Origin of the sequence: Streptomyces cellostaticus (assembly GCF_001513965.1) — a bacterium.
Classification (GTDB): domain Bacteria; phylum Actinomycetota; class Actinomycetes; order Streptomycetales; family Streptomycetaceae; genus Streptomyces; species Streptomyces cellostaticus.
Map to the genome: position 1 here is coordinate 114,929 of NZ_KQ948030.1, position 14,268 is coordinate 129,196.

Consider the following 14,268-nt stretch of genomic DNA (forward strand, 5'->3'; position numbering starts at 1 on the left):
CGGCTACTCCCGTCCGAGGGGTCGCAGTTCGTATTTCGGGTTGAAGAGCACCCGGCGGCCCCGGCTCATCGAGATCCGGCCCGATGCGATCAGCTTGCGCCCCGGTTCTATGCCCACGATGGAACGCCTGCCGAGCCACACCACGTCCAGCGCGGCGGAGCCGTCGAACAGCTCCGCCTCCAGGGCCGGGACTCCGGCACGCGGACGCAGGGTGACCGTGCGCAAGGTACCAGTTACGGTGACGATCTGTCGGTCCAGACAGTCACCGATCCGGGTACAGCCGGTCGTCTCGGCATCCTCCCGCAGCTCCTCGGACTCCAGGTCCTCCTGCGAGGAGGAGAGCCGGTCGAGCAGGCGCCGGAACCGGCCGGCCGGCTTTTCGGAACGAGGAACAGCAGTCATATCTGAAGCGTACCGGGGCGCGCCCACACCGCCGTAGCGCAGCTCACTTCTCGAATCGACAGCCCATGCCCGGCTCAGTGATGCAGCATCCCCCGGGGGGCAACCCCCGGACCCCCCGGACCCCCGGCCGCCCTGCCGCTCACCTCTCGAACCGGTAGCCCATCCCCGGCTCGGTGATGAAGTGCTTCGGATGCGACGGGTCCGCCTCCAGCTTCCTACGCAGCTGGGCCATGTACACGCGCAGGTAGTTGGTCTCCGTGCCGTACGACGGCCCCCACACCTCCTGCAGCAGCTGCTTCTGGCTGACCAGGCGGCCGGTGTTGCGGACCAGCACCTCCAGCAGATGCCACTCGGTCGGGGTGAGGCGGACGTCCTTGCCGGAGCGGTTGACCTTCTTCGCGGCCAGGTCGACGGTGAAGCCCTCGGTCTCCACGGTCGTCACATCGTCCTCGCCGGGCCCGACCGGCTCGGCCCGGCGTACAGCGGCCCGCAGCCGGGCCAGCAGCTCGTCCATGCCGAAGGGCTTGGTGACGTAGTCGTCGGCGCCCGCGTCCAGTGCCTCGACCTTCTCGTCGGAGGAGTGCCGGGCGGACAGCACCAGGATCGGCACCCGGGTCCAGCCGCGCAGCCCCTTGATCACCTCGACGCCGTCCATGTCCGGCAGGCCCAGGTCGAGGACGACCGCGTCGGGGTGGCGGGAGGCGGCTAGTTCGAGGGCGGTCCTGCCGTCGGGGGCCGCGTCGACCTCGTACTTGCGCGCCTTGAGGTTGATCACGAGGGCGCGCACGATCTGCGGCTCGTCGTCGACCACGAGCACCCGGGTCATGGGGCCTGCCTTTCTGGTTCTGTGCCGGCCTCCCCGACGGGGAGGGGCACGGGACGTGATCCTGCCGCGCGGAGGCTGAGGACCATGGTGAGTCCGCCGCCCGGCGTGTCCTCGGCGTTCAGGGTGCCTCCCATGGCCTCGGCGAAGCCGCGGGCGACCGCGAGGCCGAGGCCGACCCCGGCGCCGCGCGGGGCGTCGCCGTAGCGCTGGAAGGGCTCGAAGATACGGTCCTTCGCCTCGTCCGGGACCCCGGGTCCGCGGTCCACGACGCGTACCTCGACCCGGTCGACCAGGGCGCTGGCGGACACCAGGACGCGCTGCCTGGACGGGCTGTACTTGACGGCGTTCTCCACCAGGTTGGCCACGGACCGCTCCAGCAGCCCGGGGTCGACCGCGACCATGGGCAGCGTCTCGGGGACGTCCAGCTCGACGCTGTCCTCGGGTACGCCGCCCAGGGCCATCGGGACCACCTCGTCCACGTCGATCTCGCGGATCAGCGGGGTGACGGTGCCGGTCTGCAGGCGGGACATGTCGAGGAGGTTGCCGACGAGGTGGTCGAGCCGGTCGGCGCCCTCCTCGATGCCCTCCAGCAGCTCCGCCTGGTCCTCCTCGGACCAGGCCACGTCGTCGGAGCGCAGCGAGGAGACCGCGGCCTTGATCGCGGCCAGCGGTGTGCGCAGGTCGTGGCTGACGGCGGCGAGCAGGGCGGTGCGGATGCGGTTGCCCTCGGCGAGCGTGCGGGCCTGGTCGGCCTCCTCCTGGAGGCGCCGACGGTCCAGGACGACGGCGGCCTGGGCGGCGAATGCGGCGAGCACCCGGCGGTCCTCGGCGGGCAGCACCCGGCCGGTGAGGGCGAGCGCGATGTGGTCGCCCACCGGTACGTCGACGTCGGCGTCCTCGGGCCGCTCCAGGGGCCGCCCGAAGCCGGCGCGGCCCGCGCAGGTCCACGGCTCGACGTCGCCCGCGCGCTCCAGCAGGGCCGCCGACTCCATTCCGAAGGTCTCCCGGACCCGCTCCAGCAGCTCCTCCAGGCCGGTCTCGCCGCGCAGCACGTTCCCGGCGAGGAAGGAGAGGATCTCGGACTCCGCGCGCAGCCGGGCCGCCTGATGGGTGCGGCGGGCCGCCAGGTCCACCACCGACGCGACCGAGACGGCGACCCCGAAGAAGATCGCGATGGCGACGATGTTCTTCGGGTCGGCGATGGTCAGCCGGTGCAGGGGCGGGGTGTAGTAGTAGTTCAGCAGCAGGGAGCCGAAGGCTGCCGAGGCCAGGGCGGGCAGCAGACCGCCGAGCAGGGCCGCCGCGACCGTGACGGCGAGGAACAGCAGCATGTCGTTGGCGAGGCCGAGGTCGACGGTGTTCAGCAGCACCGCGAAGATCAGCGGACCGGCCAGCCCCACCAGCCAGCCCCAGAGGATCCGGGCCCGGCCGAGCCGCGCGCCCCGGGCGACGGGCAGCCCGCGGCCCTTGGCGACCTGGCCGTGGGTGACGATGTGGACGTCGAGGTCGGGTCCGGAATCCCGGGCGACCGTGGCGCCGACGCCGGGCCCGAAGACGTACTGCCAGGCCTTGCGGCGCGAGGAACCCAGCACGATCTGGGTGGCGTTGACGCCGCGCGCGAAGTCGAGCAGCGCGGCCGGTATGTCGTCGCCCACGACATGGTGGAAGGTGCCGCCGAGGTCCTCCACGAGGGTGCGCTGGACGGCCAGCTCCTTCGGGGAGGCCGAGGTCAGCCCGTCGCTGCGGGCTATGTAGACCGCGAGCACCTCGCCGCCGGCGCCCTTCTCGGCGAGCCGGGCGGCACGTCGTATCAGGGTGCGTCCCTCGGGGCCGCCGGTCAGGCCGACGACGATCCGCTCGCGCGAGCCCCAGATCGCCGACACCCGGTGTTCGCTGCGGTACTCGGTCAGGTACTCGTCGACCCGGTCGGCCACCCACAGCAGCGCCAGCTCGCGCAGGGCGGTGAGGTTGCCGGGCCGGAAGTAGTTGGACAGCGCCGCGTCGACCTTGTCGGGCTGGTAGATGTTGCCGTGCGCCATCCGGCGGCGCAGCGCCTCGGGCGACATGTCGACCAGCTCGATCTGGTCGGCCCGCCGTACGACCTCGTCGGGCACCGTCTCCCGCTGCCGCACCCCGGTGATCGACTCGACCACGTCGCCGAGCGACTCCAGGTGCTGGATGTTGACGGTGGAGACCACGTCGATCCCGGCGGCCAGCAGCTCTTCGACGTCCTGCCAGCGCTTGGCGTTGCGGGAGCCGGGGATGTTGGTGTGGGCGAGTTCGTCCACGAGGGCGACGGCGGGGGCGCGCCGCAGCACCGCGTCGACGTCCATCTCGCCGAAGGTGCTGTCCCGGTACTCCAGCTGCCGGCGCGGGACGTGCTCCAGGCCGTGCAGCATGACCTCGGTGCGCGGGCGGCCGTAGTGCTCCACGTACGCCACGACGCAGTCGGTGCCCCGCTCGATACGGCGGTGCGCCTCCGACAGCATCGCGTAGGTCTTGCCCACGCCCGGTGCCGCACCGAGGTAGATCCGAAGCTTCCCGCGTCCCATGGCCCCATTGTCTTCCGGTCACTGCTGCCCACGCAGCGTCGACCTTACGGCCAGCGATGCGGACAAATCGGACGATGGCCCGGTCAACAGGGGTCTTTGACGCAACTCTGACGGGCCTGACAGCCTCAGCGCCGCACGATCTCGCCGTCACGCAGCTCCAGCACCCGGTCGGCCAGGTCGAGCAGGGTGGCGTCGTGCGTGGCGACCCAGGCTGTCGTCCGCTCGCTGTGCACGACGACCCGCAGCAGCTCCATGACGGCGTGGCCGGTCTCGGCGTCCAGCCGGCTCGTCGGCTCGTCGGCGATCAGCAGGGCGGGGCGGTTGGCGAGGGCGCGGGCGATAACGACCCGCTGCTGCCGACCGCCGGACAGCTCGCCCGGCCGCTGGGCCGCGTCGTCGGCGAGAGCGACGAGGGAGAGCAGCAGGTCGACGCGTTCTTCGCGCTCGCGCGGATCGGTCCGGCGCAGCCGCAGGGGCACGCCGACGTTCTCCGCGGCGGCGAGGAGGGGGATGAGCCCGAAGGACTGGAAGACGAATCCGATCCGGTCCCGGCGCAGCTGAAGCAGCCCGCGCTCGCCCAGCCCGGCCAGGTCCCGCCCGTCGACCTCGACCCGTCCCCGGTCGGGGGTGTCGGCGCAGGCTGTGGACGGCGGCGGCGCCGCGCCCGTAGGACCTGTGGACGTCCTCGACGCGCACCATGGCACCGGTGACCACCTGACCGCCCCTACAGCCTCCCCCGTCGACCGGGCGCCGGTATCTCCGTGTGCGGCAGCGGCCGAAAGGGGCGCGGGGCTGTATTGATGTGCGGCTCCGCCGCGTGGGCGCGACCCGTCACACGAGACCTGCACCCGGCAACGGCCGGCCACCTCAACGGCGCGGATCCACGTGAAACGGGCCGCGCCTCTCAGAGGCACGGCCCGTGATCCCACTGCTGAACCCAGCGGTCTAGCGAACTTCGGTGATCTCCGGTCCCCGCTGCAGCTGGCCCATGCCGCCGGAGAAGCGCGAGCCCTCCTCCTGCTGGACGCCCTCGGGAACCATCTGGGCGTCGTTCGGCAGCTTCAGGACGATCGGGTCACGGGGCGCCATCGGGCCCTCGCCGCGGACCACGACCGTGTCCCGGAAGATCTGCTCGAGCAGACCGGCCGCCTGCGGCTGCACCGCGCCCTGGCCGGAGATCACACCACGCAGGAACCAGCGCGGGCCGTCCACACCGACGAACCGCACGACCTGGAAGCCGCCGGTGCCGTCCGGCAGCTGCACCGGAACCTGGGCGCGCAGCTCCCAGCCCAGCGGGCCCTCGACCTCGTCGACGATGCCACCCTGCTGGGTGATGCCGCCCGCGATCTCCTCGCGGACCTCGCCCCAGATGCCCTCGTGCTTGGGCGCGGCGAAGGCCTGGAGCTGGATGGCGCTGTCGCGCAGTACGACGGTCGCCGCGACGATCGCGTCACCGGCGACCTCGACCCTGAGCTCCATGCCGTCGACGCCCGGCACGAAGAGACCGCCGAGGTCGACACGCCCCTCACCCGGGTCGCGCACCTCCTCGCTGTCCCACGGCCCGTCGGGCCGGGGCCCGGGCTCCAGCCGGACGCGGTCACGCCCAGCCTCTTCCTCGTCCGCCTCGGTGTCGACGCTGTCGACGACCTGCTCGGCCTCGCCGGCCGCGTCCTCGGCGGCACCCTTCTTCTTGCGACGTCCGAACACGTCACTGTCCTTCCCGGTCGGATACGACCGAAGCGTATCGATTCCCACCCGTCGTGCCGCCCATGGCGGCAGGACCGCTTGAGCCGCTTTCGCCGCCCACCGCGGCATGGCCGCCGGTGGACCCGAAGCCCCCTTCGGCCCGCACCGAGCCGGGAAGTTCCGCGACCTCCCGGAAGCGGACCCTCTCGACCTGCTGGACGACCAGTTGGGCAATCCGGTCGAAGCGCTCGAACCGCACGGCCTCGCGCGGGTCGAGATTCACCACGATCACCTTGATCTCCCCACGGTACCCGGCATCAACCGTCCCTGGGGCATTCACGAGCGCGACACCGCAGCGGGCGGCCAGGCCGGAACGCGGGTGCACGAAGGCCGCGTACCCCTCCGGAAGGGCGATCGACACGCCCGTGGGCAACACCGCCCGCTCACCGGGCTTGAGCTCGCAGGCCTCGGTGGTGCGCAGATCGGCCCCGGCGTCCCCCGGGTGCTCGTACGCCGGAAGCGGTACGTCCGGGTCTACGCGGCGGAGCAGCACGTTCAGGGGATCGCGGTGCACGGGGCTCGGATGGTGCTCGGTGCTCACGGAGTCGTCGGCGCCTTCGTGGTTGTGGTCGGGGCTCGCGGGGTTGTCGGCGGTCACGGGTTCACCTCGAAGGCGCGGGCCCGCCGGATCTGGTCCGGGTCGCTCATGGCGGCCTGGATCTCCTCCCGGCGGCCGTGGTCGATGAAGTGGTCGACCTTCACCTCGATGAAGAGGGCGTCGGCACGGACGGCGACGGGCCCGTCGGGGCCGCCGATGCGCCCGGTGGCGGTGGAGTAGATCTTCCGCCCGGCGACGGCCGTGATCTCGGCCTCCAGGTACAGCGTGGTGCCCACCGGGACCGGCCGCACGAAGTCGGTCTCGAGCCGTCCGGTGACGGCGATGGTCCGCAGCAGCCAGTTCAGCGAGCCGAGGGTCTCGTCGAGGGCGGTGGCCAGCACTCCGCCGTGCGCGAGGCCCGGGGCGCCCTGGTGGGCGGGCTGGACGGTGAACTCGGCGGTCAGCGAGACACCCTCACCTGCGCGGGCCTCCAGGAGCAGCCCGTGCGCCTGCTCGTGGCCGCAACCGAAACACTGTTCGTAGTGGGCACCGAGAAGCTCGCCGGGTGCGGGAGCATCGGGGTGCCGTACCGGCGTCACGGCGTCGGCGGGAGGCTGAAGAGCTGCGGAACTACCACTCACAGCCGCAGACCTTACCCGCGCATCAGCCGTATCCCGATACCGTGCCAAGCTTGGCCCCATGCAGCTCTCCGCCACCCCCTACGAAGAACGCCTCACCGCCCCCCGCTCGTGGTGGCTGATCAGCTTCCTCGTGGGCGTCTCGTTCGCCCTGATCCTGCTCCCGTTCGGCACCCTGCCGCTGCTCGGCGGCCTGGTCGGCGGTACGGCCGCGGCCGCGGTGGTGGCCAGCGCCTACGGCTCCCTGCGCATTCGTGTCGTGGGCGACTCCCTGATCGCGGGCGAGGCGAAGATCCCGGTCTCGGCGCTCGGCGACTCGGAGATCCTGGACCCGGAGGAAGCCCGCGCCTGGCGCACGTACAAGGCCGACACCCGCGCCTTCCTGCTGCTGCGTGCCTACATCCCCAGGGCCCTGCGCGTGGAGGTCACGGACCCGCAGGACCCGACGCCGTACCTGTACCTGTCGACGCGCGAGCCGGAACGGCTGGCGGCGGCCATCGAGGCGGCGAAGAACCAGCAGGCATAGCCGAGGGCGGGGACGTCAGTCCCCCCACTCCTCGGGAGGCTCGGCCAGTTTCAGTGGCTCTGCGGGCTTCTCCAGAGGCGGCAGTTCCGGCAGTGCTTCCCACGGCACCTGAATCTTCCGCAGGTCCGCGCGAATCCGTGCAGCGAGTCTCTTGGTGTCGCGGCGGTTCATGACCGCCCCCACCGCTGCGCCCACCATGAACGGCATGAGGTTGGGCAGGTCCCGGACCACCCGCTTCATGATCTGCTGGCGCAGCTCGCGTTTCATCTGGCCCCCGAGGGCCGTGTTGACCGTCGACGGCTTCATCACGTCGATCCCGCGCTCCCCCGACCAGGAGGACAGATACGCGGTACTGCGGGCCTTCAGGTTCCCCGGCGGCCGTACGCCGTACACCTCGTGCAGCTCGGCAATGAGTTTCAGCTCGATCGCGGCGACCCCGGTGATCTCCGCGGCCAGCTCCGTCGGCATGGCCGGCGGCACCGGCAGCATCGCCGCCGCCCCGACCCCGGCCCCGACCGTGGAGGTCGCGCCGGCCGCGCCCGCCACCAGCTTGTCGGCGAGCTGCTCGGGCCCCAGGCCCGGGAACTGCCTGCGCAGCGCCGCGAGGTCGCGTACGGGGATACGCGGGGCGATCTCGATGATCCGGTCCGCGAGGTACGCCAGCCCCGCCCGAGCGCCGCTGCCGCCCTTACGGGCGCCTTCCCGGGCCAGCTGCCAGGCCCTGTCCCGGATCACCGCGGCCCGTCGCCATGCGACGGGCGCGGCTTGCCGAGCCGACGTCGACAGGCCGCCTGGGCCGGACGCCGGTTCGAGCGAGGCTCCCGCACTGGATGAGCCCCGCTCGTCGTCACGCGCGCCTTGCGGGCCGCTGGACGGCCCTTTGTCCGCTCCCGGCAGAAGGAAGCGGCGCTTCCGTGGAGGGGTCGAGCCAGTCACGGCCGACCCGTCCTCAGTCGCAGTCGCGGCAGATCGGCTGACCGTTCTTCTCTCGGGCCAGCTGGCTGCGGTGATGCACCAGGAAGCAGCTCATGCAGGTGAACTCGTCCTGCTGCTTGGGCAGCACACGGACGGCCAACTCCTCGTTCGAGAGGTCGGCGCCCGGCAGTTCGAGGCCCTCAGCGGCCTCGAACTCGTCGACGTCCACCGCGGAGGTGGACTTGTCGTTCCGGCGAGCCTTCAGCTCTTCGAGGCTGTCCGAGTCAACGTCATCGTCGGTCTTGCGTGGAGTGTCGTAATCGGTTGCCATGTCGCTCTCCCCCTCTGGGTGTCTGCGGTGTCTCCAGCGCACGTAACGCGTGAGAGGCCGGACTTGTGCCCGACCTGAGGCGGAGATTTTGCCTCACATCAAGGTCTGTTACTCAATCGACACCCAATCCGATCTCCCAAGAGTGATCGGCTTGGATGGCGGTGAGGACCGTACACGGTTTGAATGTCGCACCTCAAAGGCGCCTCACCGTGTACTTCCCGTGATCAAGAGCCCTGAAAACCAGGATTTTCCCGGCTTTACGGCTCCTGTCATGATCACGGAGAGTACATGGCTGAAAATCCGCCCATGTGATCGATCACACAGGAAAAACCTCACTGGGTGCTCAGAAAATTCCGCGCAAAGCGAACATCCTCCGCGAGTGTCGGATTCTGGTCACAGCGGCAGGGTGACGCGCATCACCAGGCCGCCGCCCTCGCGGGGCTGCGCAGCGATGTGGCCGCCGTGCGCGCGGGCCACGGACCGGACGATGGACAGGCCCAGGCCCACGCCCTTGTCGCTGCCCGTACGCTCCGTACGCAGCCGTCTGAAGGGCTCGAAGAGGTTGTCGATCTCGTACGCCGGCACGACCGGCCCGGTGTTCGAAACGGTGAGCACCGCCTGCTGGTGCTCGACCTCCGTGGTGACCTCTACCCAGCCGTCCTCGGGAACGTTGTAGCGCACCGCGTTCTGGAGGAGGTTCAGCGCGATCCGCTCCAGCAGCACTCCGTTGCCCTGCACCACGGCGGGCTTGCGCTCACCGCGGATCTTGACGCCCTTGGCCTCGGCCTCGGCATGCACCTGGTCGATGGCCTGGGTGGCCACCTCGGCCAGGTCGACCGGTTTGCGCTCGACGATCTGGTTGTCGCTGCGGGCGAGCAGCAGCAGGCCCTCGACGAGCTGCTCGCTGCGCTCGTTGGTGGCCAGCAGCGTCTTGCCGAGCTGTTGCAGCTCCACCGGCGCGTTCGGGTCGGACAGGTGTACTTCCAGGAGCGTGCGGTTGATCGCGAGCGGCGTGCGCAGCTCGTGGGAGGCGTTGCCGACGAAGCGCTGCTGGGCCGTGAAGGCCCGCTCCAGCCGCTCCAGCATGTCGTCGAAGGTGTCCGCCAGCTCCTTCAGCTCGTCGTCCGGTCCGTCCAGCTCGATCCGGCGGGACAGGTCCGAGCCGGCCACCTGGCGGGCGGTGCGGGTGATCCGGCCGAGCGGGGACAGCACGCGGCCCGCCATCGCGTAGCCGAACGCGAAGGCGATCACGGCGAGGCCCAGCAGGGCCAGCAGCGAGCGGCTGAGCAGGTCGTCCAGGGCCGCTTGGCGCTGCTGGTCGACGCAGTGGCTGATCGCGTCGTTGAAGTCCGCGAGCGGCAGGCTGGTCGTGTTGATCGCGGGGCAGTTGTCGCTGGAGACCTTGAGCCCCTGGAAGCTGACGATCTTGAACAGCGGCTGGTTGCCCGTGCTGATCGCCTGTGCGGCCAGCAGATAGATGATCGACAGCAGCAGGATGCCTGCGATCAGGAACATGCCGCCGTACAGCAGCGTGAGCCGTATCCGGATGGTCGGGCGCAGCCACGGGAAGGGGGGCTGCGGCCTGCGGGGGTCCCAGGTGGGTTTCGGGGGCGCCTGAGGCGGCGCGGGGGTCGCGGCCACGGGGATCAGATCCGGTAACCGGAGCCGGGCACGGTGACGATGACGGGCGGCTCACCGAGCTTGCGGCGCAGCGTCATCACCGTCACGCGCACCACGTTGGTGAACGGGTCGGTGTTCTCGTCCCAGGCCTTCTCCAGCAGCTGCTCGGCCGAGACGACCGCGCCCTCGCTGCGCATGAGCACCTCCAGCACCGCGAACTCCTTGGGCGCGAGCTGGACCTCCTTGCCGTCGCGGAAGACCTCGCGGCGGTTCGGGTCGAGCTTGATGCCGGCACGCTCCAGGACCGGCGGCAGGGGCACGCTCGTACGGCGTCCGAGCGCGCGCACGCGCGCGATCAGCTCACTGAACGCGAACGGCTTGGGCAGATAGTCGTCGGCGCCGATCTCCAGGCCCTCGACGCGGTCGCTGACGTCACCGGACGCGGTGAGCATGAGCACGCGCGTGGGCATGCCCAGCTCCACGATCTTGCGGCAGACGTCGTCGCCGTGCACGAGCGGGAGGTCGCGGTCGAGGACGACCACGTCGTAGTCGTTGACGCCGATGCGCTCCAGGGCAGCCGCACCGTCGTACACGACGTCGACGGCCATGGCCTCCCGGCGCAGTCCGGTGGCCACCGCATCGGCGAGCAGTTGCTCGTCCTCGACGACGAGTACGCGCACGTCGCTTGTCCTTCCTGTGTCCACCCGCGTAGCGCGCAGTGAGCGCGGGCGGGCAGGGATGTCCGTGGGATGGTGACCTCCATCCTGCCCTTTTCGGCCATAAGTCGGCTGTAAGACGGGGTCCGGGCCGCAGGGATCCGGGCGCTGGGGCGGGAATGCGAGATTTTCTCCTCCGGTTAGGTTTCCGTGGAAGGGAGCGGGGGGAGGACGGCTTTACACCCCGCGATCACGCTCTGCACGTGCCGCAGCACCATGCGGTACTTCGCGATCCGCTTCCACGGAGCGGGCGTGGGTGTCCGGCACCGTCGCCGCCCGGCAGGGCAGCGCTGGGCACCTGCGAGAAACGTGATCGTTCCTCCCGAATCGGCACATCCCCGTGCCACCGACCCACGACCCAGGACGAGGGGGCGCAGCATGGACGCATTCACCGCAGGACTTCTGCAGCGCATAAGGACGACTGAGTCCGACCTGTCGCGGGCTCGTGACGAGGGCGACGACTTCCTCGTCGAGGTGGAGCAGGCCGAGCTCGACGACCTGCGCCGCCTCGCCGCCGAACACGGTGTGGAGGTCGGCGCGTCACGCGTCTGATCTGATCGACCCGAAGCACAAGCCAGGACCCCGGCGAATCCAGCGCCGGGGTCCTGTTTGTCGCCCGCCTCCGCCGCCGACGTGCGCTCCTCCGCCGACCAGTGCCTCTGCGCCGACGCGCGCTCATCTGCCGGCCAGTGCTTTTGCCGCCGACTAGCACCTCTCCGCAGACCAGCACCCCTCCGCCGGCCAGCACCTGTCCGCCGCTGGCCGCTATCCCGCCAACCAGCAGCTTTTTCCCGCCGACCGGGACCTCTCCGCTGGGCCAGCAGCTCTACTCCGCAGGCCGGGCCGTGCCGTGGCCTGCGGCCTCTCCAGGCCGACAAGGACCACTCCGCCAGCCAAAGGCACTGGGGTGGCCGAGGGTCTCTCTTGGCCAACCAGGAGCTCCCCGCGAGCCAAGGCCAACCCGCCAGCAGAGAGATACTCCCCGCCGACCAGGACGACCCCGCCTGCCAACAGCCCCACTGCACCAGCCAAGCCCATTGCGACGGCCGACGGTCTCTCCCCAGCCGACCGGGAGCTCCCCGCGAGCCAAGGCCATTTCACCGGCAGACAGCTACTCCCCGCCAACCAGGACCACCCCAGCCAACAGCCCCACTCCGCCAGCCAAGCCCATTGCGACGGCCGACGGTCTCTCCCCAGCCGACCGGGAGCTGCCCGCCAGCCAAGGCCATCCCCTTGACCGACAGCCCCTCCCCGCCGGCCAGAGCCTCTCCCCAGGCCAGCAGCTTCCCTCCCTCGACCGAGCCCTTCGTCGACGGAGCCCGCCCCGCCAGCCGCAGCCCTTCTCCGCCGCGACGGCGCTCGGCCGCGACGGCGGTGATCGGCGGTGCCGGGGGCCGCTCGGCCGCCGTCAGTCGTGCGCAGCGTGGCAGGCGCGGCCGCCGTCAGGCGTGCGGGGCAGGGCGGGTGGAGCCGCTGTCAGTCGTGCCAGGCGCCGAAGTCCTCCAGTAGGTGCTGGAGGGGCTCGAAGACCCCGGGGGCAGCGGCGACCGTCAGGTCGCGTGACGGCCGCTCTCCGGGCCGCCCACCGGTCAGAGCGCCCGCCTCCCGGGCGATCAGGTCGCCCGCGCCGAAGTCCCAGGCGTTCAGCCCGCGCTCGTAGTACCCGTCCAGCCGGCCGCAGGCCACATCGCACAGGTCGACCGCCGCCGAGCCGCTGCGCCGGATGTCGCGCAGCAGTGGGATGAGCCGCGCGGCCACCTGTGCCTGGTGAACTCGGACCTCGGCGACGTAGTTGAACCCGGTGGAGACCAGGGCCTGGTCCAGTGGGGGCGCGGGGCGGCAGGACAGCGCGCGCTCGCCCTCCCACGCGCCCGTGGCCCAGGCGCCGCCGCCGCGCACCGCGTGGTACGTCTCGCCGCGCATCGGGGCCGCGACCACCCCGACGACGGTCTCCCCGTCCTGCTCGGCCGCGATGGACACGGCCCAGGTCGGCAGGCCGTACAGGTAGTTGACGGTGCCGTCGAGCGGGTCGATCACCCAGCGGATGCCGCTGGTGCCCTCGGTGTCGGCGCCCTCCTCGCCGAGGAAGCCGTCATCGGGGCGGTGGCCGGAGACCAGATCGGTGATCAGCTTCTCCGCGGCGATGTCCATCTCGGTGACGACGTCGATCGGGCTCGACTTGGTCCTGGCCACCGCCAGATCGGCCGGACGGCCGTCCCGCAGCAGCTCACCGGCGCGGCGGGCGGCCTCCCGGGCCAGGTCGAGCAGTTCCCTGTGCAGAGCGTCGGTCACGGGTCTCCTCACGCGTAGGGGCTGTCGGCGCCCGCGGCGGCCGGACGGGGGGCACGGGCCGGGCAGCAGCCGACCGGGCAGAGGTTGTGGCTCGCGCCGAGCGCACCCAGGGCGCACGGCGTGACCTCCTGCCCGCTCTCTACTGCGGCCCGCTCAAGGATCAGCTCGCGGATCGCCGCGGCGAACCGCGGGTCGGCGCCCACGGTGGCCGAGCGGCGCACCGGCAGTCCCAGCTCCTCGGCCTTGGCCGTGGCCTCCGTGTCGAGGTCGTAGAGGACCTCCATGTGGTCCGAGACGAAGCCGATGGGCGCCATGACGACGGCCGGGGCGCCCTGGGCGTGCTGCTCCTCCAGGTGGTCGCAGATGTCCGGCTCCAGCCAGGGAATGTGCGGGGCCCCGGAGCGGGACTGGTAGACGAGCCGCCAGGGATGGTCGGCGCCGGTGCGCTCGCGGACGGCGTCGGCGATCAGCTGGGCGACGTCCAGGTGCTGCTCGACGTACGCGCCGCCCTCCCCGTGGGCCTCGACCGGGCCGGAGGTGTCGGCGGCGGCGGTCGGGATGGAGTGGGTGGTGAAGGCGATGTGGGCGCCGTCGCGGACGTCCTCGGGCAGGTCGGCGAGGGAGCGCAGCACGCCGTCGGTCATGGGCTCGACGAAGCCGGGGTGGTTGAAGTAGTGCCGCAGCTTGTCGATCCGGGGCAGCTCCAGGCCCTCGGCCTCCAGCGCGGCCAGCGCGTCGGCGAGGTTCTCGCGGTACTGGCGGCAGCCCGAGTAGGAGGCGTAGGCGCTGGTGGCGAGCACCAGGATGCGGCAGCGGCCGTCGGCGACCATCTCGCGCAGGGTGTCCGTCAGGTACGGCGCCCAGTTGCGGTTGCCCCAGTAGACCGGCAGGTCCAGGCCGTGCTCGGCGAAGTCCTTGCGCAGGGCGTCCAGCAGGGCGCGGTTCTGGTCGTTGATGGGGCTGACCCCGCCGAACAGGAAGTAGTGCTGCCCGACTTCCTTGAGGCGTTCCTTGGGGATGCCACGCCCGCGCGTGACATTCTCGAGGAACGGGACCACGTCGTCGGGGCCTTCGGGGCCGCCGAACGAGAGCAGGAGCAGGGCGTCGTAGGGGGTGGCATCGAGCGCGTCTGGCATGGCTCGATCCTGCCACCCGGCACTGACAGC

The 14,268-nt window shown here is 71.3% G+C and carries 14 protein-coding genes and 1 pseudogene; 2 read left to right on the forward strand and 13 right to left on the reverse strand.

What is annotated here, in order from left to right; genetic code table 11:
- Positions 1-3 precede the first annotated feature (3 nt).
- The 7 genes and pseudogenes from AQI88_RS26995 to AQI88_RS27025 form a co-directional block, all read right to left on the reverse strand.
- Positions 4-402 carry an OB-fold nucleic acid binding domain-containing protein gene (locus tag AQI88_RS26995; RefSeq protein WP_067004044.1) on the reverse strand — a complete coding sequence of 133 codons (399 nt, stop codon included), beginning with the start codon at positions 400-402 and terminating at the stop codon, positions 4-6.
- Between the two features lie 139 nt (positions 403-541).
- The gene (locus AQI88_RS27000) at positions 542-1,228 is read right to left on the reverse strand and encodes a response regulator (RefSeq protein WP_067004046.1); all 687 of its coding nucleotides are present in this window, start codon (positions 1,226-1,228) and stop codon (positions 542-544) included.
- Positions 1,225-3,780 carry a sensor histidine kinase gene (locus AQI88_RS27005; protein ID WP_067004048.1) on the reverse strand — a complete coding sequence of 852 codons (2,556 nt, stop codon included), beginning with the start codon at positions 3,778-3,780 and terminating at the stop codon, positions 1,225-1,227. The genes AQI88_RS27000 and AQI88_RS27005 overlap by 4 nt, the downstream gene beginning before the upstream one ends.
- A gap of 125 nt (positions 3,781-3,905) precedes the next feature.
- Positions 3,906-4,479: pseudogene (locus AQI88_RS27010) on the reverse strand (ABC transporter ATP-binding protein).
- Between the two features lie 246 nt (positions 4,480-4,725).
- On the reverse strand, positions 4,726-5,487 hold the full coding sequence (locus AQI88_RS27015; RefSeq protein WP_067004050.1) for a DUF3710 domain-containing protein: 762 nt from the start codon (positions 5,485-5,487) through the stop codon (positions 4,726-4,728).
- 1 nt (position 5,488) lies between these two features.
- On the reverse strand, positions 5,489-6,040 hold the full coding sequence (gene dut / locus AQI88_RS27020) for a dUTP diphosphatase (protein WP_067004192.1): 552 nt from the start codon (positions 6,038-6,040) through the stop codon (positions 5,489-5,491).
- Positions 6,041-6,120: 80 nt separating this feature from the next.
- On the reverse strand, positions 6,121-6,705 hold the full coding sequence (locus tag AQI88_RS27025) for a PaaI family thioesterase (RefSeq protein WP_067004052.1): 585 nt from the start codon (positions 6,703-6,705) through the stop codon (positions 6,121-6,123).
- A 58-nt stretch (positions 6,706-6,763) separates the two neighbouring features.
- Between AQI88_RS27025 and AQI88_RS27030 the strand changes: the two genes are divergently transcribed.
- Positions 6,764-7,228 (forward strand): DUF3093 domain-containing protein, encoded by a 465-nt coding sequence (locus AQI88_RS27030; protein WP_067004054.1) that lies wholly within the window; start codon positions 6,764-6,766, stop codon positions 7,226-7,228.
- A 15-nt stretch (positions 7,229-7,243) separates the two neighbouring features.
- Here the strand turns inward: AQI88_RS27030 and AQI88_RS27035 are convergent, their stop codons facing one another.
- The 4 genes from AQI88_RS27035 to AQI88_RS27050 form a co-directional block, all read right to left on the reverse strand.
- Complete coding sequence (locus AQI88_RS27035; RefSeq protein WP_107118668.1) at positions 7,244-8,164, reverse strand: hypothetical protein; 921 nt, start codon at positions 8,162-8,164, stop codon at positions 7,244-7,246.
- A 13-nt stretch (positions 8,165-8,177) separates the two neighbouring features.
- Entirely contained in the window at positions 8,178-8,474 is a 297-nt protein-coding gene (locus AQI88_RS27040) for a DUF4193 domain-containing protein (protein ID WP_005481602.1), read from the reverse strand.
- 393 nt (positions 8,475-8,867) lie between these two features.
- A complete protein-coding gene (locus AQI88_RS27045) occupies positions 8,868-10,115 on the reverse strand; it encodes a sensor histidine kinase (protein WP_067004056.1) in 1,248 nt (415 codons plus the stop codon).
- 5 nt (positions 10,116-10,120) lie between these two features.
- Positions 10,121-10,774 (reverse strand): response regulator transcription factor, encoded by a 654-nt coding sequence (locus AQI88_RS27050; protein WP_003993508.1) that lies wholly within the window; start codon positions 10,772-10,774, stop codon positions 10,121-10,123.
- A gap of 414 nt (positions 10,775-11,188) precedes the next feature.
- Here AQI88_RS27050 and AQI88_RS46745 point away from each other — a divergent pair, with 414 nt between their 5' ends.
- The gene (locus AQI88_RS46745) at positions 11,189-11,362 is read left to right on the forward strand and encodes a hypothetical protein (RefSeq protein ID WP_167357479.1); all 174 of its coding nucleotides are present in this window, start codon (positions 11,189-11,191) and stop codon (positions 11,360-11,362) included.
- Between the two features lie 924 nt (positions 11,363-12,286).
- Here AQI88_RS46745 and AQI88_RS27055 read toward each other — a convergent pair.
- Together AQI88_RS27055 and AQI88_RS27060 are read right to left on the reverse strand one after the other, a co-directional pair.
- Entirely contained in the window at positions 12,287-13,102 is an 816-nt protein-coding gene (locus AQI88_RS27055) for an inositol monophosphatase family protein (protein WP_067004058.1), read from the reverse strand.
- 8 nt (positions 13,103-13,110) lie between these two features.
- Positions 13,111-14,238 (reverse strand): ferrochelatase, encoded by a 1,128-nt coding sequence (locus AQI88_RS27060; protein WP_067004060.1) that lies wholly within the window; start codon positions 14,236-14,238, stop codon positions 13,111-13,113.
- Positions 14,239-14,268 lie beyond the last annotated feature (30 nt).